Source organism: Asanoa sp. WMMD1127 (genome assembly GCF_029626225.1).
Lineage (GTDB): Bacteria > Actinomycetota > Actinomycetes > Mycobacteriales > Micromonosporaceae > Asanoa.
In genome coordinates, this window is the sequence record NZ_JARUBP010000001.1 from 2994812 (window position 1) to 3014891 (window position 20080).

General features: G+C 72.8%; 23 protein-coding genes. 13 read left to right on the plus strand and 10 right to left on the minus strand.

Features of this window, described 5'->3' with window-relative positions; all coding sequences use genetic code 11:
* Nucleotides 1–13: 13 nt before the first annotated feature.
* Both O7635_RS14325 and O7635_RS14330 read left to right on the plus strand, forming a co-directional pair.
* On the plus strand, nucleotides 14–1297 hold the full coding sequence (locus O7635_RS14325) for a DUF5931 domain-containing protein (RefSeq protein ID WP_278080908.1): 1284 nt from the start codon (nucleotides 14–16) through the stop codon (nucleotides 1295–1297).
* 9 nt (nucleotides 1298–1306) lie between these two features.
* The gene (locus O7635_RS14330; protein WP_278080909.1) at nucleotides 1307–1945 is read left to right on the plus strand and encodes a response regulator transcription factor; all 639 of its coding nucleotides are present in this window, start codon (nucleotides 1307–1309) and stop codon (nucleotides 1943–1945) included.
* Between the two features lie 9 nt (nucleotides 1946–1954).
* On the opposite strand, the gene O7635_RS14335 is transcribed toward O7635_RS14330, so the two are convergent.
* Nucleotides 1955–2554 (minus strand): DUF5709 domain-containing protein, encoded by a 600-nt coding sequence (locus O7635_RS14335; protein ID WP_278080910.1) that lies wholly within the window; start codon nucleotides 2552–2554, stop codon nucleotides 1955–1957.
* Nucleotides 2555–2810: 256 nt separating this feature from the next.
* Here O7635_RS14335 and O7635_RS14340 point away from each other — a divergent pair, with 256 nt between their 5' ends.
* A complete protein-coding gene (locus O7635_RS14340; RefSeq protein ID WP_278080911.1) occupies nucleotides 2811–3968 on the plus strand; it encodes a SigB/SigF/SigG family RNA polymerase sigma factor in 1158 nt (385 codons plus the stop codon).
* On the opposite strand, the gene O7635_RS14345 is transcribed toward O7635_RS14340, so the two are convergent.
* The 6 genes from O7635_RS14345 to aroA all read right to left on the minus strand — a co-directional run bounded on the left by O7635_RS14345 (nucleotide 3956) and on the right by aroA (nucleotide 9949).
* Nucleotides 3956–4666, minus strand: a complete 711-nt coding sequence (locus O7635_RS14345) for an ATP-binding protein (RefSeq protein ID WP_278080912.1) — start codon at nucleotides 4664–4666, stop codon at nucleotides 3956–3958. The genes O7635_RS14340 and O7635_RS14345 overlap by 13 nt on opposite strands.
* A gap of 65 nt (nucleotides 4667–4731) precedes the next feature.
* Nucleotides 4732–5607 (minus strand): SDR family NAD(P)-dependent oxidoreductase, encoded by an 876-nt coding sequence (locus O7635_RS14350; RefSeq protein WP_278080913.1) that lies wholly within the window; start codon nucleotides 5605–5607, stop codon nucleotides 4732–4734.
* A gap of 110 nt (nucleotides 5608–5717) precedes the next feature.
* On the minus strand, nucleotides 5718–6674 hold the full coding sequence (locus O7635_RS14355; RefSeq protein ID WP_278085478.1) for a hypothetical protein: 957 nt from the start codon (nucleotides 6672–6674) through the stop codon (nucleotides 5718–5720).
* A 161-nt stretch (nucleotides 6675–6835) separates the two neighbouring features.
* The gene (hisN, locus tag O7635_RS14360; protein ID WP_278080914.1) at nucleotides 6836–7630 is read right to left on the minus strand and encodes a histidinol-phosphatase; all 795 of its coding nucleotides are present in this window, start codon (nucleotides 7628–7630) and stop codon (nucleotides 6836–6838) included.
* A gap of 14 nt (nucleotides 7631–7644) precedes the next feature.
* Nucleotides 7645–8658 (minus strand): ribosome small subunit-dependent GTPase A, encoded by a 1014-nt coding sequence (gene rsgA, locus O7635_RS14365; RefSeq protein WP_278085479.1) that lies wholly within the window; start codon nucleotides 8656–8658, stop codon nucleotides 7645–7647.
* 10 nt (nucleotides 8659–8668) lie between these two features.
* Nucleotides 8669–9949, minus strand: coding sequence for a 3-phosphoshikimate 1-carboxyvinyltransferase (aroA, locus tag O7635_RS14370; RefSeq protein WP_278080915.1), 1281 nt, complete (start codon nucleotides 9947–9949; stop codon nucleotides 8669–8671).
* An 88-nt stretch (nucleotides 9950–10037) separates the two neighbouring features.
* Here aroA and O7635_RS14375 point away from each other — a divergent pair, with 88 nt between their 5' ends.
* From O7635_RS14375 to O7635_RS14405, 7 genes are all read left to right on the plus strand, one after another.
* Nucleotides 10038–10751: an SOS response-associated peptidase gene (locus O7635_RS14375; protein WP_278080916.1), complete on the plus strand. Its 714-nt coding sequence runs from the start codon at nucleotides 10038–10040 to the stop codon at nucleotides 10749–10751.
* A gap of 227 nt (nucleotides 10752–10978) precedes the next feature.
* Complete coding sequence (locus tag O7635_RS14380) at nucleotides 10979–11368, plus strand: WhiB family transcriptional regulator (protein ID WP_203708743.1); 390 nt, start codon at nucleotides 10979–10981, stop codon at nucleotides 11366–11368.
* Between the two features lie 30 nt (nucleotides 11369–11398).
* Nucleotides 11399–12013, plus strand: a complete 615-nt coding sequence (locus O7635_RS14385) for an alpha/beta family hydrolase (protein WP_278080917.1) — start codon at nucleotides 11399–11401, stop codon at nucleotides 12011–12013.
* 274 nt (nucleotides 12014–12287) lie between these two features.
* On the plus strand, nucleotides 12288–13124 hold the full coding sequence (locus tag O7635_RS14390; protein WP_278080918.1) for a sigma-70 family RNA polymerase sigma factor: 837 nt from the start codon (nucleotides 12288–12290) through the stop codon (nucleotides 13122–13124).
* 6 nt (nucleotides 13125–13130) lie between these two features.
* Entirely contained in the window at nucleotides 13131–13391 is a 261-nt protein-coding gene (rsrA, locus tag O7635_RS14395; RefSeq protein WP_278080919.1) for a mycothiol system anti-sigma-R factor, read from the plus strand.
* A gap of 250 nt (nucleotides 13392–13641) precedes the next feature.
* Nucleotides 13642–13857 (plus strand): biotin/lipoyl-binding carrier protein, encoded by a 216-nt coding sequence (locus tag O7635_RS14400; protein ID WP_278080920.1) that lies wholly within the window; start codon nucleotides 13642–13644, stop codon nucleotides 13855–13857.
* The gene (locus O7635_RS14405) at nucleotides 13854–14354 is read left to right on the plus strand and encodes an N-acetyltransferase (RefSeq protein WP_278080921.1); all 501 of its coding nucleotides are present in this window, start codon (nucleotides 13854–13856) and stop codon (nucleotides 14352–14354) included. The genes O7635_RS14400 and O7635_RS14405 overlap by 4 nt, the downstream gene beginning before the upstream one ends.
* On the opposite strand, the gene O7635_RS14410 is transcribed toward O7635_RS14405, so the two are convergent.
* Nucleotides 14344–14898 carry a TetR/AcrR family transcriptional regulator gene (locus O7635_RS14410; protein WP_278080922.1) on the minus strand — a complete coding sequence of 185 codons (555 nt, stop codon included), beginning with the start codon at nucleotides 14896–14898 and terminating at the stop codon, nucleotides 14344–14346. The two genes, O7635_RS14405 and O7635_RS14410, sit on opposite strands and share 11 nt — an antisense overlap.
* Nucleotides 14899–15008: 110 nt before the next feature.
* Here O7635_RS14410 and O7635_RS14415 point away from each other — a divergent pair, with 110 nt between their 5' ends.
* The gene (locus O7635_RS14415; protein ID WP_278080923.1) at nucleotides 15009–16622 is read left to right on the plus strand and encodes an MDR family MFS transporter; all 1614 of its coding nucleotides are present in this window, start codon (nucleotides 15009–15011) and stop codon (nucleotides 16620–16622) included.
* A gap of 51 nt (nucleotides 16623–16673) precedes the next feature.
* Here the strand turns inward: O7635_RS14415 and O7635_RS14420 are convergent, their stop codons facing one another.
* Both O7635_RS14420 and O7635_RS14425 read right to left on the minus strand, forming a co-directional pair.
* Entirely contained in the window at nucleotides 16674–16970 is a 297-nt protein-coding gene (locus tag O7635_RS14420) for a hypothetical protein (protein WP_278080924.1), read from the minus strand.
* A gap of 49 nt (nucleotides 16971–17019) precedes the next feature.
* The gene (locus O7635_RS14425; RefSeq protein WP_278080925.1) at nucleotides 17020–17340 is read right to left on the minus strand and encodes a hypothetical protein; all 321 of its coding nucleotides are present in this window, start codon (nucleotides 17338–17340) and stop codon (nucleotides 17020–17022) included.
* A 158-nt stretch (nucleotides 17341–17498) separates the two neighbouring features.
* Here O7635_RS14425 and O7635_RS14430 point away from each other — a divergent pair, with 158 nt between their 5' ends.
* Both O7635_RS14430 and O7635_RS14435 read left to right on the plus strand, forming a co-directional pair.
* Nucleotides 17499–18533, plus strand: coding sequence for an SIS domain-containing protein (locus O7635_RS14430; protein WP_278085480.1), 1035 nt, complete (start codon nucleotides 17499–17501; stop codon nucleotides 18531–18533).
* Nucleotides 18534–18552: 19 nt separating this feature from the next.
* Entirely contained in the window at nucleotides 18553–20055 is a 1503-nt protein-coding gene (locus tag O7635_RS14435; protein ID WP_278080926.1) for a sensor histidine kinase, read from the plus strand.
* The last annotated feature ends 25 nt before the right edge of the window (nucleotides 20056–20080 follow it).

Consider the following 20080-nt stretch of genomic DNA (forward strand, 5'->3'; position numbering starts at 1 on the left):
GGGTGAGAACCGCGTGAGAACCGCGACGGCCGGCGGGCTGCAGGGCCCGCTCTGGCGCGCGCTCGTGGTGTTCCGGTTCGCCTCGCTGGCCTTCGCGCTGGCGCTGATCGCCGGCAACGTCAGCGACTACGAGCGGCCGCTGGCGGCGATCCCGGTGGTCGTGGTGCTGATCGGCTGGACGATCGCGGCGAGCGTGCTGTTCGCCCGCCCGGAACGGCGTCACTGGCCCCTGCTGATCACCGATCTCGCGGTCACCGCGGCCGTGCTGCTCTCGGCCGAGTGGGTGATCGGCCCGGCGGCACTCGGCGCGGGCACGCCGGGGCTGGCGGTGGCCTGGTTGGCGGCGCCCGTGCTGGCCTGGGCGGTGGCCGGCGGGCGCCGGCTGGGCATCCTGGCCGCCCTGCTGATCGGGCTCGCCGACATCGCCGTCCGGCCGCGGCTCAACCAGGCGTCGGTCACCGGCACGAGCCTGATGCTGCTGGCCGCCGTCGGCGTCGGGCACCTCACCCGGCTGGCCGCGGTCGCGGAGGAGCGGCTGCAGCGGGCGGTCGAGCTCGAGGCGGCCACCCGGGAGCGGGAACGGCTGGCCCGGGACATCCACGACTCGGTGCTCCAGGTGCTCGCCCTGGTCCGACGGCGGGGCGCCAGCCTCGACGGTGAAGCCGGCGAGCTGGCCCGGCTCGCGGGCGAGCAGGAGGCCGCGCTGCGCCGGCTGATCGCCACGGGCGCGCCGCCACCGTCGGCCAGCGGCGCCGTCGACCTGGGCGCGCTGCTGTCCGCGTACGCCAGTGACGTGGTCTCCGTGGCCGCGCCCGCGACGGCCGTGTCGCTGCCGGTGGAGGTGGCCACGCAGGTCGCCGCCGCCGTCGGCGCGGCGCTCGACAACGCCGCTCGGCACGCGGGCGCCACCGCCCGGGTCTTCGTGCTGGTCGAAGACGAGCCGGACTCCGTGACCGTGACCGTCCGGGACGACGGCGTGGGCATCGCACCCGGCCGGCTGGCGGCGGCGGAACGCGAGGGGCGGCTGGGCGTCGCGCAGGCGATCCGCGGCCGGGTCACCGACCTCGGCGGCACCGTCCGCATCCACTCCGCCCCGAACCAGGGCACCGAGATCGAGCTCCGGATCCCCAGGGTCCGTCCGGCGGATCATGCCGGCACTCCGGCGGGCCCAGGCGGCGCCCGACCGCACGTGGGGAGGGGGCAGATACAACACCGGTATCCGCCCCCTCCCCACGCACGCCCGGACGCCGCCTGGACCTCGCCGGAGCACCACCCTGATCCGCCGGACGGACCCTAGGCTGTCCGCATGATCCGGGTGATGGTGGTCGACGACCATCCGATGTGGCGCACCGGTGTCGCGCGGGACCTCGCGGAGGCCGGCTACGACGTGGTGGCGACGACGGGGGAGGGGCGGCAGGCGGTCCGGATCGCCGGCGCGACCCGGCCTGATGTGGTGGTGCTCGACCTGCAGCTGCCGGACGTCTCCGGTGTCGAGGTCATCCACGGCCTGCGCGCGGCGCTGCCCGAGGTGCGGGTGCTGATGCTGTCGGCCAGCGGCGAACAGCAGAGCGTGCTCGACGCGGTGAAGGCGGGCGCGACCGGCTACCTGGTCAAGTCAGCGGCGCCCGACGAGTTCCTGGCCGCGGTCGCCCGCACCGCCGCCGGTGAGGCCGTATTCACGCCGGGCCTCGCCGGGCTGGTGCTGGGCGAGTACCGCCGGCTGGCGGCCGCGCCGGAGCCGGCCCGGGACGCGCCCGCGTTGACCGAGCGCGAGACCGAGGTGCTGCGGCTCGTCGCCAAGGGACTGTCCTACAAGCAGATCGCCGAGCGGCTGGGCGTCTCGCACCGCACGGTGCAGAACCACGTCCAGAACACGCTCGGCAAGCTGCAGCTGCACAACAGGGTCGAGCTGACCCGCTACGCCATCGAGCAAGGGCTCGACTGAGACGAGCCCTCACTCGTACGGCGGCTCCTCGGTCTCGTGCATGGCCAGCTCCTCGGCGCTGGCGCCGCCACCGGCCGCGCCGGCGTCCTGCGCGATCGAGTCACCCTCGTCGTCGAAGAGTGCGCCCTCGGGCTCGTCCTCGCCCGCATATTGGGCCGGGTCGACCAGACGCCCTATGGGCCGCCCGCCGGTGTCGAGGTCGAGGCCGTCGTTGTCGTAGACGGACACCTCGGAGTTGGGGTCGCTGGTCGGCCCGTCGTCGAGCACGTCGGCGTCGAGCTGTGCCTGGGCCCGCTCGGTGCCCAGGTCCTCCTCGTCGCGGATCTTCTCGTCGCCGGGTGTGGCCAGTGGGTCGTCGACCTGCTCGTCGAAGTTCTCGCGGGCCAGCTTGTAGTCCAGCGACTCGCCCTGCTCGGCCTCCTCCGCGGTCGTGCCGAAGCGGTCGACGGCCAGGGGCGACTCGACCGGCAGGGCCGCCGGGTCCGCGCCGTCGGCCTCGCGCCCGGTCTCCACGTCGTCATAGGCGGTCGAGTCGTCGTCGGCGGTGCCGGGCAGGCCTTCACCCTCCGGATCCGACCAGGGCTCTGGGTACTCGTCTTCGCGGCGCATACCGGCCCTTCTACCCCCGTCCGGCCCGGGACAACCCGGAGATCGACGTTGTGATGGATGCCTCGAAGCAACTAATACGTTCGGTTTTCATTGCTCCGCGCGCGCGGCCCGACGTATGGTCGCGTTGAGGGGACGGCCCCACGGCGGCGGTCTCCGGGGTGCTCATGACGCGGGCATCAGCCAGCACATTCCACAACCGGTGCCGACTCTCCCCGCCCCACCAGGGCGGTGGCGAGGCGAACGAGGAGGCTGCGCGATGACCCTTCACAGCGGTGCGTCCGCTACCGGTGAGCTCGACCTGCCGGCCCTCGACGCGGTCGCCATGTCTTATGCCCACCGTGCGGGAGATGATGCACGGCAGGAGGCGCGGGAACGGCTCGTCCGCTCGGCGATGCCGTTCGCCGGAAGGTTGGCGAGGCGCTACCGGGGCCGGGGTGAACCGATGGACGATCTGGAACAGGTCGCCCGGCTGGGACTGCTGAAGGCTGTCGACCGTTTTGACCCCCAACGAGGGGCTTTCACCGGCTTCGCCGCGGCCACCATCATCGGTGAGCTGCGCCGGCATTTCCGGGACCGCACCTGGGGCGTCCACGTGCCCCGGCGGATGCAGGAGCTCAGCATCGAGGTCAACCGGGCGTCCACCGAGATGACGGCCAAGCTGCGCCGCTCGCCCACCGTCGCCGAGCTGGCCGAGCGGCTCCGGGTCGACGAGGAGGACGTGCTGGCGGCGCTCGAGACGGCGGCCGCGTACACGCCGCTGTCGTTGAACATGCCCGCGCGGGCCGAGAGCGAGGCGGAGCTCGGCGACCTGATCGGCGGCGCCGACGTGGGCCTGGAGGCCGTCGACGACCGGCTGACCGTGGCCAGCCTGCTGTGCCGGCTGCCCGAGCGCGAGCGGCGCATCCTGGCGCTGCGGTTCTACGGCAACAAGACGCAGACGGAGATCGCCACCGAGCTGGGCATCTCGCAGATGCACGTGTCCCGCCTGCTGTCCCGGGCTCTGGCCTGGCTGCGCGAGGCGATGCTCAGCGACGCGCCCCGGCAGTGGCAGGCCGGCGTCGCGCCCGGCGACCACCACGAGATCTCCGTGCGCCGTCACGAACAGGGCGGCCTCGTCCGGCTGGACGTCAGCGGCGAGGTCGACCGGGACACCGCCGAACCCCTGCGCGCCGCGCTGCTGGAGGCCGTCGAGGTGGCGGCCGGGCACGGGGAGTCGGGTGAGGTGGCGATCAGTCTCGCCGCGGTGCCGATCATCGACGCGGCCGGGGTGTCGGCCCTGCTGACCGGCTACGAGGCCGCGCGGTCGGCCGGCGTCCGGCTGCGGATCGGTGACATGCAGGTCTACGTGCGGCGCACGCTGCGGGTGGCCGGGCTGGCGCCGATCATGACGGCGCCGCACGATCAGTCGTCGTAGTCGGGCGCGACCACGGACCAGACGACCTTGCCGTCGGGCAGGTCGGTGACGCCCCAGCGCAGGGCCACGGACTCGATCAACAGCAGCCCGCGGCCGCCGTACGACGTGGTCGGCACCGGGCCGGCGTAGACGGGCAGCGCCGTCGACCAGTCGCGGACCGACAGGTGCAGATGGTCGCCGTCGACGCCCCGGCCCACCAGCACCGTCATCGCCGTGTGGGCGTGCGCGACCACGTTGTTGACCAGCTCGGTGACCACGATGCAGGCCGGACCGGCCACGGCCGGCAGCTCCCAGCGCGCGCACGCCTCGGTGACCAGCTCCCGGGCCCGGCGGGCGGCTCCCGTGAGCGGCTCCAGGTCGGCGCGGAGCAGGTCGTCGGCGGACAGCCGGTCGGCGTGGTCCGCGAGCCGGAAACCCACGGCGCGCCAGGGATCGGCGAACGCCTGGGGCACGCTGATCGCCGGGTGCCCGGCGGGCCAGTCCGCGGTCTCCCGGGCCACCTCGCCGAACGTCGACAGCACGGTCGGATCGTCGATCCGCATCCCGGTCACCTGGATCACCGCCGGTGTGCGGTCGGCTACGACGGACAGCAAGGCGCCACGCAGCGCCTCGGCCGACGTCGGGTCGAGCACGCCCTGGAGTCGGACGATCGCATAGGGATCGTCGGCGGCCACCAGAAAATGCACGTCGGTCGGCATGATCGCTCCATTGTGCATGTCGGGGACGTCCGTTCGCGCCGCACGTGGGCAGTGACGAGTTTCTGTCACCATCGCCGGCTCCGTGCGTGCCTGGTGACGGCGGCGATGGTGCCCGCGGCGGTGCCGGCGGCCAGCCCGAGCATCGCGGACACCCGCAACGTCGCGGCACGCCGGTCGGCGATCTGGATCGGGGCCGGGCGCCAGGTGAACCGGAGCAGGGCGGCCGCGCCACCGGCGTACGCCTCGCGCCGTGGCCGGGTCAGCAGCCGCACGATGGTGTGGGCCGCCACCTCCGGCGGCTGGACCGGCGGTGGCGGCGCGATGCGCCGGCCGGCGGCGTAGCGCCGAAGCGGCGCCGACGTGCCGGCGGGCAGGACCGTGCAGATGGCGATCCGCCGCTCGCCGGTGACCCGCAGCTCCTGGCGCACGGTGTCGGCGAGGCCGCGGACGCCCTGCTTGGCGGCGTTGTAGATCGACTGGTACGGCATCGCGATGGCGGCCAGCGCGGACGCGTTGTTGACCAGCACGCCGCCGCCGCCCGCGCGCAGGTGGGGCAGCGCGGCCCGCATCCCGTACGCCGCGCCCAGCAGGTTGACCTCGATGACCCGGCGGAGCTGGGCCAACGGGATCTCCTCGAACAGCCCCACCGCGCCCGTCGCCGCGTTGTTGACCCAACCGTCGAGACGGCCGAAAACTGCGACGGCCGTCTCGGCGAGGCGCTCCACCGCGACCGGGTCGGTCACGTCGGTGGGCACCACCGCCGCCTCGCCACCGAACGCCCGGCAGCGTTCGGCGACCGCGTCCAGCGCCGGCTCACCCCGGGCGGCGAGCACCACCGTCCCGCCGCTGCGCGCCAGCTCCAGCGCGGTCGCCGCGCCGGTGCCACTGGAGGCACCGGTGATCACGACGACGGCTTCGCTGAGCGGGCGGGTAAGCGCCATGCAGGTCCGATACCCCGTCCGGGGCGGCTCCATGCGGACCGGTTTGCCCCGACCCCGGCCCGCTCGAAACCGAACCGACGCGACGAGCCGTTCGTGCGGTGCCTCAGGGCCTACCGCCGGGCCGGGCCGGAGCGGGCCGCTGGTCCGGCCGGCATCGGCCGGGCGACCGCGGTGCGGGCCGCGACGTGCCGGGCGGCCAGCGCCCGGGCCTTGAGGGCGCGCGGGCCGGCGGTGAGGGCGCGCGGCCGGGCCGGCTCCTTGGTGGCGTGGTGGTGTTGTGGCTCGGCATAGCGGGTCAGGCCGATCACCGCCGCCAGGGTGATGAAGAAGCCCAGGGCGGCCACCCATTCGCGCCCGGGATAGATCTTGTCGCCCAGGAACAGGAGGCCGATCGCGGCGGCCGGCACGGCGGCGGCGGCGTCCATCGACGCGACCGCGGCGGTGGTCGAGCCGCGCTGCATGGCCAACCCGATCAGCAGCTGGCCGAGAAGCGACGCGCCGATCAGCACGTAGAGCAGGGGGCTCGAGACGAACTCGGCGATCGAGTGGCTCGAGGCGAGCGGGCGGCCGGCCACCGCCGCGGCGGAGAAGGCCATGCCGGCCAGGCTGCCCAGGGCCACCGAGCCCGGCGCGCCGTGCAGCCGGGCGGCGAAGACGCCGGCGACCGCGATCGCGGCGAGCCAGCCCAGCAGCGCGCCCAGGCCACCGGAGCCGATCCCGTGCGCCGTCGCGGGCTTGGCCGAGATGACCAGCGCGAACAGGCCGCCGAAGAGCAGCGCGAGCAGGCCGACCTCGGCCTTGGGCAGCTTCCACCGCAGGATCAGCACGCCACAGACCGCCGTCACGCCGAGCCCGGCCGAGGCCGCGGACTGCACCAGGAAGAGCGGCAGGTCCCGCCGGGCGACGAAGGCCAGCAGGAAGCCGACGATCTGGAACGCGACCCCGTAGAGATAGACGCGCTGACTCGCCAGCCGCATCAGCAGCTTGGGGTTGCACGAGGTGTGCAACTTGGTGCGGGACGCCGCTACCGACTGGAGCAGGTTCGCGACCCCGTACGCGATCACCATCGCCGCGAGGAACGACCAACTGGTGGACAGCACCCGGGCACAGTAACGGAGGTTCCTGGCATTGCGCTCGGCGACCGGCCGAACCCGCTGACCTGCGACTACGGCCGGTATTTCGATCAAAACGGCAGGTCAGAGATGATCTCGGGAATCCGGACAACCGGTCAGCTCAAGCGGGTAAGCACCTCTTCGTGAATTTTTCCGTTGGTGGCCACCGCGCTCCCACCACCCGGACCGGGTCGCCCGGCCAGGTCGGTGAAGCTGCCGCCGGCCTCGGTCACGATCGGGATCAGCGCCGCCACGTCCCACAGCGACAGCTCGGGCTCGACCATCACGTCGACGGCGCCCTCCGCCACGAGCATGTAACCGTAGAAGTCGCCGTACGCCCGGCTCCGCCAGCTCTGCCGGATCAGGTCGAGGATCGGGTCCAGGCGACCGGTCTCCTCCCACCCCGGCAGGCTGGAGTAGCAGAAACTGGCGTCACCGATCCGGCGTACGCCCGAGACCCGGATGGGTGTCGCCGCGGCGGTGTGCCGGCCGGCGAACGCGCCGTGGCCCGCCGCGGCCCACCACCGCCGACCGAGCGCGGGTGCGGAGACCAGTCCCACCACCGGCTGGTCGCCCTCCATCAGCGCGATCAGCGTCGCCCAGATCGGCACGCCGCGGATGTAGTTCTTGGTGCCGTCGATCGGGTCGATCACCCACTGCCGGTGGCCCGGGCCGGCGGCCGCCTCCGAGGCGCCGAACTCCTCGCCGAGCACGCTGTCCCGCGGCCGGGTGCGCCCGAGGGTGGCCCGCAGGGCGCGCTCCACGGCCTGGTCGGCGTCGGAGACGGGGGTCAGGTCGGGCTTCGACTCGACGCGGAGGTCGAGGGCCCGGAACCGGTCCATGGAGATCTTGTCGGCGGTGTCGGCGAGAACGTGGGCGAGCGAGAGGTCGTCCGCATACCGGGGGGCCATGGCGGCAGACGTTACTAGGAATCGGTGTCTTCGCCGGCTCGGGAGGCGAGCAGGCGGCGGTAGGAAGCGAGGCGGCGCGGGTCGGCGTTGCCGGCGGCGACCCAGGCGTCCAGCGCGCAGTCGGCCTCGGTCGGAGTGTGCTCGCAGTTCGGCGGGCAGTCGACCGTCCCCTCGACGAGGTCCGGGAAGCCGTGCAGCAGGCTCTCCGCGGAGACATGGGCCAGACCGAAGCTGCGTACGCCGGGCGTGTCGATGATCCAACCGGCGTCGCCGGGCAGCCGCAGCGCCACCGCGCTGGTCGAGGTGTGCCGGCCACGGCCGATCGCGCTGACCGCGCCCACCGCCCGATCGGCCTCGGGAACGAGCCGGTTGACCAGCGTCGACTTGCCCACGCCGGAGTGGCCGACGAGCACGCTGATCCGGTCGGCCAGCCGCTCGCGGACGGCGGCGAGGTCGGAGTCGGGGCGCACCAGCACGTGCGGCAGGTCGAGCTCGGCGTAGTAGTCCAGCACCTCGTCGGGCCCCGCCAGGTCGGCCTTGGTCAGGCAGAGCAGCGGGTCGATGTCGGCGTCGTAGGCGGCGACCAGGCAGCGGTCGATGAAGCCCGTGCGGGGCGGCGGATCCGAGAGCGAGCTGACGATCACGAGTTGGTCGGCGTTGGCCACGACGACGCGTTCGAGCCGGCCCTCGGGGGTGGTGTCGTCGTCGTCCGCCGTGCGGCGCAGCACCGAGGTGCGCTCGGCGATCCGGACGATCCGGGCCAGCGCGCCGGCCGCGCCCGAGGTGTCGCCGACCAGCGCCACCCGGTCGCCGACGACGACGGACTTGCGGCCCAGCTCGCGCGCCCGCATCGCGGTGACCGGCGGGCCGTCGCCCATCTCGACGGTGTAGCGGCCGCGGTCGACCGCCATCACGAAGCCGTCGATCGCGTCGACGTGCTTGGGCCGGGTACGCGTACGCGGGCGGGAGGAACGGCCGGGGCGCACCCGCACGTCGTCCTCGTCGTACTCCCGCCGCTTGCCCGCCAGTGCCTTCTCCCTACTTGCCGGTCACCATCGCCGACCATAGTGCCGGGAAGTCGGGCATGGTTTTCGAGGTACACGCCACGTCGTCGAGTTCGACACCCGGCACGGCCAACCCGACCACCGCGGCCGCGTGCGCCATCCGGTGGTCCTCGTAGGTCCGGAACACCCCGCCGGTCAGCGGCCGGGGCTCGATCTCGAGCCCGTCGGCGGTGTCGGTGACCTTCGCGCCGAGCGCCGTCAGCTCGCGGGCCAACGCCGCCAACCGGTCGGTCTCGTGGCCGCGGATGTGCGCGACCCCGCGCAAGCTCGAGGGCGAGTCGGCCAGCGCCGCCAGCGCGGCCAACACCGGCGTCATCTCGCCCACCTCGGACAGGTCGGCGTCGAGTCCGTGCACCACGCCGGTGCCGCGCACGGTCAGCCCGTCAGTGCCGAGGCTGACCTCGCCGCCCATCTGGTCGAGCAGGGCGCGCAGGCGGTCGACCGGCTGGGCGCTGCTGCGCGGCCAGCCGAGCAGGGTGACCGAGCCGCCGGTGACCAGCGCGGCGGCGAAGAACGGCATGGCGCCGGAAAGATCGGGCTCGATCGTCCAGCCGCGGCCCGTCAGCTTGCCAGGCTCGACCGACCAGACGTCGCGGGCCGAGTCGTCGACGCCGGCGCCGACGGCCCGCAGCATCTGCACCGTCATGCGGACGTGCGGCGCGGACGGCACGGGCGGCCCGACGTGCCGCACGACGACGCCGCGGTCGAAGCTCGGCGCGGCCAGCAGCAGGCCGGAGACGAGCTGGCTCGAGGCCGACGCGTCGAGCACCACCTCGCCGCCGGCCACCCGGCCGGTGCCGCGCACGGTCAGCGGCAGGCTGCCGGTGGCCGGGGCGTCGATGCTCACGCCAAGCGAGCCGAGCGCGTCGATCAGCGGGCGCAGGGGGCGCTGCCGCACCGACGGGTCGCCGTCGAAGGTCACGGGGCCCTGCGCCAGGCCGGCGAGCGCCGGCATGAACCGCATCACCGTGCCGGCCTGTCCCACGTCGACGTGGGCCGGGCCCTGCAGCGTGTCGGGGCGGACCACCCAGCGGTCGTCGTCGACCGTGGAGACGTTGACGCCCATGGCGCGCAGGCCGCCGGCCATCATCTCGGTGTCGCGGGCGCGCAGCGGGTGGGCGAGGGTCGACGGCCCCACCGCGATGGCGCTCAGCACGAGCGCGCGGGCGGTCATCGACTTGGAGCCGGGCAGCCGGACTGTCGTGCTGACCGGCTGGGCGGCGGTCGGCGCGGTCCACGGCAGGTGTGCGGTCACGCTCCCAGTCTGCCGGTCGCCAGACCGGCGTCGCGATCGACATTCGGCGGTCCCGTGTGCCGGGACGACGTGCGCTAGCGTTTCCGGCATGTGCGGGCGGTACGCGACCACGACGGACGCGCCTGACCTCAGCGTGCTCTTCGACGCGTTCGACGACACCCGGGACGGCCTGGTCGCCGATTACAACGTGGCGCCGACCGACCCCGTGCCGATGGTGCGGATGTCCCAGAGCGTGGGCGGCCGCACGCTCTCGGTGGCCCGCTGGGGGCTCGTGCCGCACTGGGCCGGCGACACGAAGGGCGCCGCCCGCATGATCAACGCGCGGGCGGAGACGGTCGCGACGACCCCGGCGTACGCCCGGTCGTTCGCCGGCAAGCGCTGCCTGGTGCCGGCCGACGGCTGGTACGAGTGGGTCCGCACGCCCGGCGGCGGCAAGCAGGCCTATTTCATGACCGCGCCCGAGCCGATCGTGTTCGGTGGCCTGTGGTCCGCCTGGGGCGACCAGAAGCTGCTCACGTGCAGCATCGTCACGATGGCCGCGCTCGGCGACCTGGCGTTCGTGCACCACCGGATGCCGCTGGTGCTGGCGCCGGAGCGGTGGGCGGACTGGTTGGCCGGCGGGGGCGAGCCCGAGGTGGTGCTGGCCCCGCCGAACGACGCGACGCTGGCCGGCATCGAGATCCGTCCGGTGGGCCCGGCGGTCGGCGACGTCCGCAACGACGGCCCCGGCCTGGTGGCGCGGGTGGCCGCGCCGGCGCTCGGTGCGCCGCGTGAAGAGCCCGTCGAGTTGACCCTTTTCTGATCTTCGATTTACGCCGGTTGATTTTTCCCTTTCCCTCGTCCTTGTTGGCATTTTGCGACGTCGAGTTTGCGCATGTTCGTTGCAACCTCTTGTCTCCGAGGTCGCGAGTGCGATAGAACACAGCGCCGGCAATGGGTGCCTTCTCGCACCGGGCGACGACACCCATTGATCACTGATCTTCGTCACTGATGTGCGAAAGCCGGCCCCACGGGGGAGGTGGGTTGCAGATGACTCGGGCGCGTATGCCACGCCCGCATGAAGTCGCCGCCGCACGTCGAGATCCACGACTGCTGCGCGCGTCGGCCGAACGACAACTCGACGAAGCCTGGCGCACCCGAGGTGTGTGCCAATCCGTCGATCCGGAGACGTTCTTCCCGGCGCCGAGCGAGCCGGCCGACACCGCCATCGCGCTGTGCCGCACCTGCGACGTGCAGGGCGCGTGCCTGGCCTGGGCGCTCGAGGTCGGCGACTGCCACGGTGTCTGGGGCGGCACCACACCGCGCGAGCGGCGGGCGATGCTGGTCGCCTGGCGCGGGCAGCTCACCCGGGGCGCCGAGACCATCGACTCGGGGCCGCCGATGCGCGACCTGTCGCTCGAACTGGTGCCGGTCAGCTGACTCGACGCCCCTGGCCCGCAGAATGGGGCCATGGGGGTCACACAGATCGCGACACCGCACGGTCCGGCCGTCGCGGAGACCGACGAGGTCGACGGCCGGCCGGCGGCGTTGCTCGTGCTCGGGCACGGCGCCGGTGGGGGCGTCGAGGCGCCGGACCTGATGGCGGTGCGCCGCGCCGCGGTGGCGGCCGGGATCACCGTCGTACGGGTGACGCAGCCCTACCGCGTCGCCGGCCGGCGTGCGCCCGCGCCGGCCGCGCAGCTCGACGCGGCCTGGTCGGCGGTCGTCCACGAGATCGTCAAGGGCTATCCCGACCCGCCGCCGCTGGTGGTCGGCGGGCGGTCCAGCGGGGCCCGGGTGGCGTGCCGCACGTCGGTGGCGCTCGGCGCGGCGGGCATCGTCTGCCTGGCCTTTCCGCTGCACCCGCCGGGGCGCCCGGAGCGGTCCCGGGCCGACGAGCTGCTCACCGGCGTGCCCACGCTGGTCGTCAACGGCGACCGGGACCCGTTCGGGGTTCCGGACCCGTCGCCGGGCGTCGAGGTGGTCGTGCGACCGGGCCAGCGCCACGACCTGCGCGGCGACCCGCGCGGCCTGGGTCAGTTGGTGGTGGAGTGGCTGCGCGGCAAAGGCTGGGCGCGCGCGTAACCCTTTGCGTGAGTGAGTCGTTGCACCCAGTGAGCCAGGCATGCCCTGGGGACTCCCTCCACGAGTCCGCGGACCCCCCGGTCCGCATCACCTCCCAGGCCCACCTCGCCTCGGGGACTTGTCCCCGAGGCGAGTGGGTTGAAAAATTGGGCGCAGACCACCTCGCCTCGGCCCCGAGGTCGCCGGTATGAGTTGCGGGCGACGGTCGAGTGGACCCGAGCTGACCTGCTGGAATGTAAGGCCGCCTCCCGTTGTTACAGCCGTCGAACGCGAAATGACGGCAAGGGGGCTCTTCCCAGTGCAAGCAGCTACGCGGGGCGACCGCGACACCGGCCGGTTCAGGGCACTTCTCTCGGCGCCCGAATGGCCGGCGAGCGACGTTAGTCACGGCCTGATCGGGGGCAACCAACCCACAACTGAGACTGTCGAGGGCGCTCGCCGCGTATCCTCGTCGGGACAGTTGAGGGGGGACGTGCGCTTGACGCAGCCGGAGAAGACCCGAACCGAGGAGCCGACTGACGAGCGGCGGGCCCGATTCGAGCGAGACGCGCTGCCTTTCGTCGACCAGCTCTACGCGGCGGCCCTGCGGATGACCCGCAACCCGGCCGACGCGGAAGACCTGGTCCAGGAGACGTTCCTCAAGGCCTACGCCGCCTTCCACCAGTTCGAGGAGGGCACCAACCTCAAGGCGTGGCTCTACCGGATCCTCACCAACACCTACATCAACTCCTACCGCCGGCGGCAGCGACAGCCCGTCCAGGCGCCGACGGAGGAGATCACCGACTGGCAGCTGGCCAACGCCGAGTCGCACACGTCGAGCGGTCTGCGCTCGGCCGAGACCGAGGCGCTCGACCGCCTGCCGGACAGCGACGTCAAGGACGCGCTGCAGCAGCTGCCGGAGGAGTTCCGGCTGGCCGTCTACCTGGCCGATGTCGAGGGTTTCTCCTACAAGGAGATCGCCGACATCATGAACACGCCGATCGGCACGGTCATGTCGCGACTTCACCGTGGCCGCCGCAACCTGCGCAACCTGCTGGAGCGCTACGCTGCGGATCGAGGCTTCACCCGCACCCCTTCGGGTGACGCCGCAGCTGCCCGCCAGGAGGTGTGAGGAACCGTGAGTTGCGGTAACCCCCACGAGACCGACTGCAGCGAAGTGCTCGAAGAGGTCTACCTCTACCTCGACCTGGAATGCGCCGACGACCGGCGCGACCTGATCCGGGAGCACCTCGACGAGTGCTCGCCCTGCCTGCGTGAATACGGCATCGAGCAGGAGGTGAAGGCGCTGGTCGCCCGTTGCTGCGGCAACGAGACCGCGCCGGCCGAGATGCTCGCGCGCCTGCGCAGCAAGCTCACCGAGCTGCGCACCGAAGCCTGAAAGCCCGTCGCCGGCCCTCTGCATCACGGGCCGGCGACGTTTGGCTTGTTCAGGAGTTGGGGCGCTTGCCGTGGTTGGCGGCGCTCTTCTTACGAGCCTTCTTCTTGCGCGACTTCTTAGCCATGCTGGACCTCCGCTTACTGAGCGATCCCGACGATCCTAGTCGGCCGGGCCAGCGCCACACGGACGGCCGCCGCGTGGTTGGATGCTGACGCGGCCCCAACGGCCGCGTGCCGTAGGGAGGACCGCGATGGCTGACGAGATCCGCGCCGAGATGGTGGCCAACGTGTGGAAGGTCGTCGCGTCGGCGGGCGACACCGTGGCCGAGGGCGACACCCTGGTCATCCTCGAGTCGATGAAGATGGAGATCCCGGTCATCTCGGAGTCCGACGGGGTCCTCAAGCAGCTCGCCGTCAACGAGGGCGACGTCGTCCAGGAGGGCGACCTGATCGCCGTCATCGAATGACGGTCCTGGTGCGCTCGGCGACGCCCGCCGACTTCCCGGCGATCGCCCGGTTCACCGTCGACGCCTACCGCGACGACGGCCAGCTGGCCGGCGACCACGGCTACGACAAGAAGCTGGCCGACGTGGTGACCCGGGCGGAGGCGGGGGAGCTGCTGGTCGCGGCCGACGAGTCGACCGGCCAGGTGCTCGGCGCGGTCACCTTCGTGTTGCCCGGCACGGCGTACGCCGAGGTGTCCGGCGACGGTGAGGCCGAGTTCCGGATGCTCGCGGTCGACCCGGCGGCGCAGGGTCGCGGCGTGGGCGAGGCGCTGGTGCGGGCCTGCGTGGAGCGGGCGACGGCGCTCGGCTGCGACGCGGTCGTGATCTGCGTGCGGAGCTTCTCGGCGCCCGCCAAGAGGCTCTATGCCCGGCTCGGCTTCGTCCGCATCCCGGAGCGCGACTGGTCGCCCTTCCCGGGCGTCGACCTCGAGGCGCTGCGGCTGTCGCTCACGAGCTGACCCGCGGCCGCCAGAGGTCTTCGGCCACCTCGATGGCGACCCGCTTGCGCTCGGCGAGCGGGATGTCCTGCTTGATGGCGAACCAGCTCCCGTGCACCGCGAACAGCGCCAGCGCGGCCCGCAGCTGCTGGGCCGGGTCGTCGGCGTCGTCGGCCATCAGCGAGGCCACGCGCAGCATCAGGTCGCGCATGTCCTTGCCGGCTGACATGGTCTTGGCGACCGTCTGGTTCTGCTCGAAGAACCGCATCACGAACGGGTGGTTGCTGGCGAAGAACTCGTCGGCGTAGCGGGACAACAGCTCCTGCCGGCGCTCCGGCCCGGGTGGCTGCGTCTCGGCCCACGTGATGATCTCGTTGAGCCGCTCCAGCCGGTCCTGGGCGAAGCTCGAGACGATCTCTTCCTTGCTCTTGAAGTGGTAGTACAGGGCCGCCTTGGTCACTCCGAGCCGCTCGGCGATCTCACGGAGCGAGGTCTTCTCGTACCCGTTCTCCGTGAAGAGCTCGAGCGCGACGGCCTGGATGCGGCCTCGCGTGCTCTCGGTCACTCTGTCTCCCTAACTAACTTGACGGCCGGTTAGTAGCGAGCTTACCGTACGGCTAGTAAGGAGACTAGCCGGGCGGCAAGTAAGTCGCATCACGCTGGGGGGCTATCCCAATGACCACGCAAGCGCCACAGGCACAGCAGGCACTGGCGCCACAGAAGATCCGCGTCATCCTCGCCGGTCTGATGATCGCGATGATGCTCGCGATGCTCGACAACATGATCGTCAGCACGGCGCTGCCGCGCATCGTCAGTGAGTTCGGGGGCCTCGACCACTTCACCTGGGTGGTCACCGCCTACGTGCTCGGCACGACCGTCTCGACGCCGATCTGGGGCAAGCTCGGCGACCTCTACGGCCGCAAGTCCGTCTTCCTTACCTCGATCATTATCTTCCTGATCGGCTCCGCGCTCTGCGGAATGGCCGGCTCGGCGATGTTCGGTGGCGCCGGCGACGGCATGATCGAGCTGATCGCGTTCCGGGCCGTGCAGGGCCTGGGCGCCGGCGGCCTGATGGTCGGCGTCATGGCGATCATCGGTGACCTGGTGCCGCCCCGCGAGCGCGGCCGCTACCAGGGCATGATCGCCGGCATCATGGCGATCGCGATGGTCGCGGGCCCGCTGGTCGGCGGTTTCATCACCGACCACCTGTCGTGGCGATGGGCGTTCTACGTCAACCTGCCGCTGGGCGGCCTGGCGCTGCTGGTCCTGGCCACCCGGATGCACCTGCCGCGCTACCGCACCGAGCACCGGATCGACTACCTCGGCGCCGCCCTGCTCTCCGTCGGCATCACCGCGCTCGTGCTGATCACCACCTGGGGCGGCAACGAGTACGACTGGACCTCGCCGCAGATCCTCGGCCTGGCCGCGCTGACCGTGGTCGCGCTGGTGACCTTCGGCTTCGTCGAGCGCCGCGCGCCCGAGCCGATCCTGCCGCTGCACCTGTTCACCAACCGCAACTTCGCCCTGATCTCCGCGGTCGGCTTCCTGCTCGGCTTCGCGATGTTCGGCGCGATGAACTTCCTGCCGCTGTTCCAGCAGACCGTCCAGGGCGCCTCGGCGACCAACAGCGGCCTGCTGCTTCTGCCGCTGATGTTCGGCATGCTGGTCGTCTCGGTGATCACCGGCCGGGTCATCACCAAGACCGGCCGCTACCGGATCTTCCCGATCATCGGCGGCGTCGCCCTCCTCGCCGGCATGGCGCTGCTCGCCACGATCAACGCCGACACGAGCAAGCTGGTGCTCTCGCTCTACATGGTCGTACTCGGCGTCGGCATGGGCTTCCTCATGCAGACCTCGATGCTGATCGCGCAGAACAGCGTGGAGCAGAAGGACCTCGGCGCCGGCAGCGGCGCGGCCACGTTCTTCAGGTCGATCGGCGGCTCGATCGGCATCGCCCTCTTCGGCGCGCTCTTCGTGCACCAGCTGGCGAAGTCCCCGGCCGGCGGCGCCCTCAGCGGCGGCGACGGCGCGGGCGTCAACCCGACCGCGCTGCACAACCTCCCGGCCCAGATCCGCGACGCGGTGATGACCGGCCTGGCCGACTCGATCGCCTATGTGTTCGTCTGGGCCGCCGTGATCGTCGTCCTCGTGCCGGTGCTGGCCTGGTTCGTCAAGGAGATCCCGCTGCGCGGCTCGGCCGACCGGCCGGCGCCGGACGGCGGCAAGGAGGACACCCCGGCCGACGACGCCGAGGTCGCCCTGGCCAAGGCGGAGGCCGTCGCGGACTGACGCTTCGCCGCCCGCGAGCGCCCCCGGCCTGCGGGCCGGGGGCGTCTCCGTTCACCGGTGTCCGCGGCCGGTCACGCGCGAGGGCGCCCGGCGGCGGACGGCCGCCACGACGCCGAGCGTGCCGAGGCAGACGAGCAGGCTTGCGGCCACCGCCGGCAGGGCGTAGGTGTAGGCCAGCAACGCGGCCGCCACGCGCGGACCCCAGGTGCAGGCCGTGGACGTCGCATCGTCGCCGGTGCACGGCCCCGGCGCACGCTCGGGCCGGGTGACCACCCACAGAGCACAGGTCGCCAGCACCGCGACATGCCCGGCGACCAACCGGAGCGCCGCTTTCGCCGTGCGATCCATGGCCGCGACGCTAGCGGGACCGGCCGAAGCGGCGCGTGAGCCCGCATGCCTAGGGCCGGTCCTGCCGATCAACGCGGCTGTCGACGGGCCGAGCCACCGTCAGACGCCCCCCGGGTCGGGCCCGGCACCGAGCCACGACCGCCACCACCGCCAGGCACACCACGAGGCTGATCAGCAGTGCCGGGACGCCGAACATGGCGATCAGGAGGCGGGCGCTGTCGCGGGGTGCCGGCACGCAGCCGAAGCCGATTCCTTCGCACTGGCCGTCCGGGTTGTGGTCCGGCAAGGCGAACGTGCCGGCGCAGGCGAGGGCCAACAGCGCCGCGTGGGCGGCGGCCACCCACAGCGCCGCCTTCCCGCTCCGATTCATGGCGCGACGTTAACCGCGGCACGCCAACCAACGCCTGAGCCCGCGACCCCAGAGGTCCACCGCCGGCTGCTCGGAACGTTGCGATATCGAAGAGTTTCGTGCAGAATCGAGCAGGAATCGCGCAGGGGAGGCACACCATGGGAGCACCGGGCGCCGGGATGGCCGCCGACATCGCCGAGCAGCCGGAGGTGTTCGCCGGGTTGCTGGAGCCGGCGCACGCCGACCCGATCGCCGCTGTCGCGGCCGCGATCGTCGAGCGGCGGCCGCGGCACGTCGTGTTCACCGCGCGCGGCACGTCCGACCACGCGGCGATCTACGGCGCCTACCTGGCCGAGATCCGGCTCGGGCTGCCCGCCGGGCTGGCCTCGCCGAGCGCGGTCACGGTGTTCGGCGCCCGCCCTGACCTGTCGCAGGCGCTGGTCATCGGGGTGAGCCAGAGCGGCGGCTCGTCGGACCTGACCGAGGTGGTCCGGGCCGCCCGCGAGACCGGCGCGCTCACCCTGGCGATCACCAACAACCCCGACTCGGCGCTGGCCGGCGCCGCGGAGCTGCACATCGACGTGGCCGCCGGGCACGAGCGCGCGGTCGCGGCGACCAAGACCTACACGGCGGAGCTGCTCGCGCTGCTCCTGCTCGTCGAGGGCATCCGGGCCGGCGACGGCCGGGTGCCGGCCGACGAGCTGCGTACGCTGGCCGATCTTCCCGCCCTGGCCACCACGGCCCTGGCCGACCCGACGGCGCCCGACCTGGCGCGCCGCTACCGGTTCGCGGCGCGGATGGTCACCACGGGCCGCGGCTACGCCTACCCGACCGCCCGCGAGGCCGCCCTCAAGCTGATGGAGACCTCCTACCTGCCGGCCCTGTCGTTCTCCGGCGCCGACCTGCTGCACGGCCCGCTCGCCCTGGCCGACCCCGACGTCCCGGTGCTGGCCGTGGTCGGCGCGGGCCCGGGCGGAGCGGCAATGCGCGACGTCCTCGCCCGCCTCGGCGAACGCCGCGCCGACGTGGTCACCGTGGGCCCGGCCGACGTGCCCGGCGCCTCGGCGCGGCTGGCGGTGCCCGAGGTCGACGAGCGCCTGGCCCCGCTGCTCGACATCCTCCCGCTGCAGCGCCTCGCCCTGGCGCTGGCCCTGGCCCGCGGCGAGAACCCCGACGCCCCGCGCGGCCTGGCCAAAGTGACCAGCACCTACTGACACGTGGCACGCTTGCGCTGTGTCCACCCTGCGTGACCTAGTCGAAGAGCACACCGCCCTGCGGCGGGGTGACATCGACCATCTGCACCGGATCGCCGGCGAGTGGCAGCTGCTCTCCGACCTGTCCTTCGCCGACCTGCTGCTCTGGGTGCCGGTCGACGACGAGGGCGGCTTCCTCTGCGTCGCGCAGGTCCGGCCGACCACGGCGCCCACGGCCTACCAGGACGACCAGGTCGGCCGGATCGTCGGCGGGCCCGAGGTGGCGCACCTGGACATCGCCTACCGCGAGGGCCGGATCTGGCGCGAGGGCGATCCCGTCTGGTACGGCGACACCCCCGCCCGCCACGAGGCCATCCCGGTGCGGCTGCGGTCGGCCGACGGCGAGAGCGGCGCGGTGATCGCCGTCGTGGGCCGGGACACCAACCTCTCGACCGCGCGTACGCCCAGCCAGCTCGAGCTCAACTACCTCACCACGGCCGACGACCTGGCCCAGATGACCTCGGACGGCACCTTTCCGCCGCGCCGGCATCCGGGCGAGACGACCTCGGCGCCGCGGGTCGGTGACGGGCTCGTCCGCCTCGACGCCAGCGGCAAGGTCACCTTCGCGAGCCCGAACGCGCAGTCCGCGTACCGCCGGCTCGGTTTCGCCGCCCATCTCGTCGGCGAGGACCTGGCCGTGCTGATCAAGCGGCTGGCCGACGACCCGCTGGAGGGCACCGACGCGGCCAACCGGGTGCTGGCGTCGCTGCGCGGCGAGGCGCCGGCCCGCAAGGAGGTCGACGCCCGCGGCGCGACCGTGCTGCACCGGGCGCTGCCGCTGATGCCCGCGGGCGTGCCGATCGGGTCCCTGGTGCTGGTCCGCGACATCACCGAGGTACGCCGCCGCGACCGCGCCCTGATCACCAAGGACGCCACCATCCGGGAGATCCACCACCGGGTCAAGAACAACCTGCAGACGGTCGCGGCGCTGCTCCGCCTGCAGGCCCGCCGCGTCGGCATCCCGGCCGCCCGGGCGGCGCTGGAGGAGTCGGTGCGCCGGGTGGCGTCGATCGCGCTGGTGCACGAGACGCTGTCGATGTCGAGCGACGAGGCGGTCGAGTTCGACGGGATCGTCGACAAGGTCGCCGGCGCGGCCACCGAGGTGGCCAGCACGGAGCTGTCGGTACGGATGCGCCGCGAGGGCTCGTTCGGCGTGCTGCCCGCCGAGATCGCCACGTCGTTGGTGATGGTGCTCAACGAGCTGCTGCTGAACGCGGCCGAGCACGGCTTCGCCGGCGACGGCGCGGTGGAGCCGGAGGTCGTGGTCGCGGTGCACCGGTTCCGCAAGCAGCTGCACGTCACGGTGGCCGACAACGGTCGCGGCCTGCCGCCCGACTTCGACCCGGACAAGGGCGGCCGGCTGGGGCTCCAGATCGTCCGGGCGCTGGCCACGGGGGAGCTGCGCGGATCGATCGAGCTGCGCAACCGGGCTGAAGGTGGCACCGAAGCGGTGCTGGTCGTGCCCTTGGGCAAGGCCCGCTGACGGGTAATTGGCCGAAGGCGGCGGA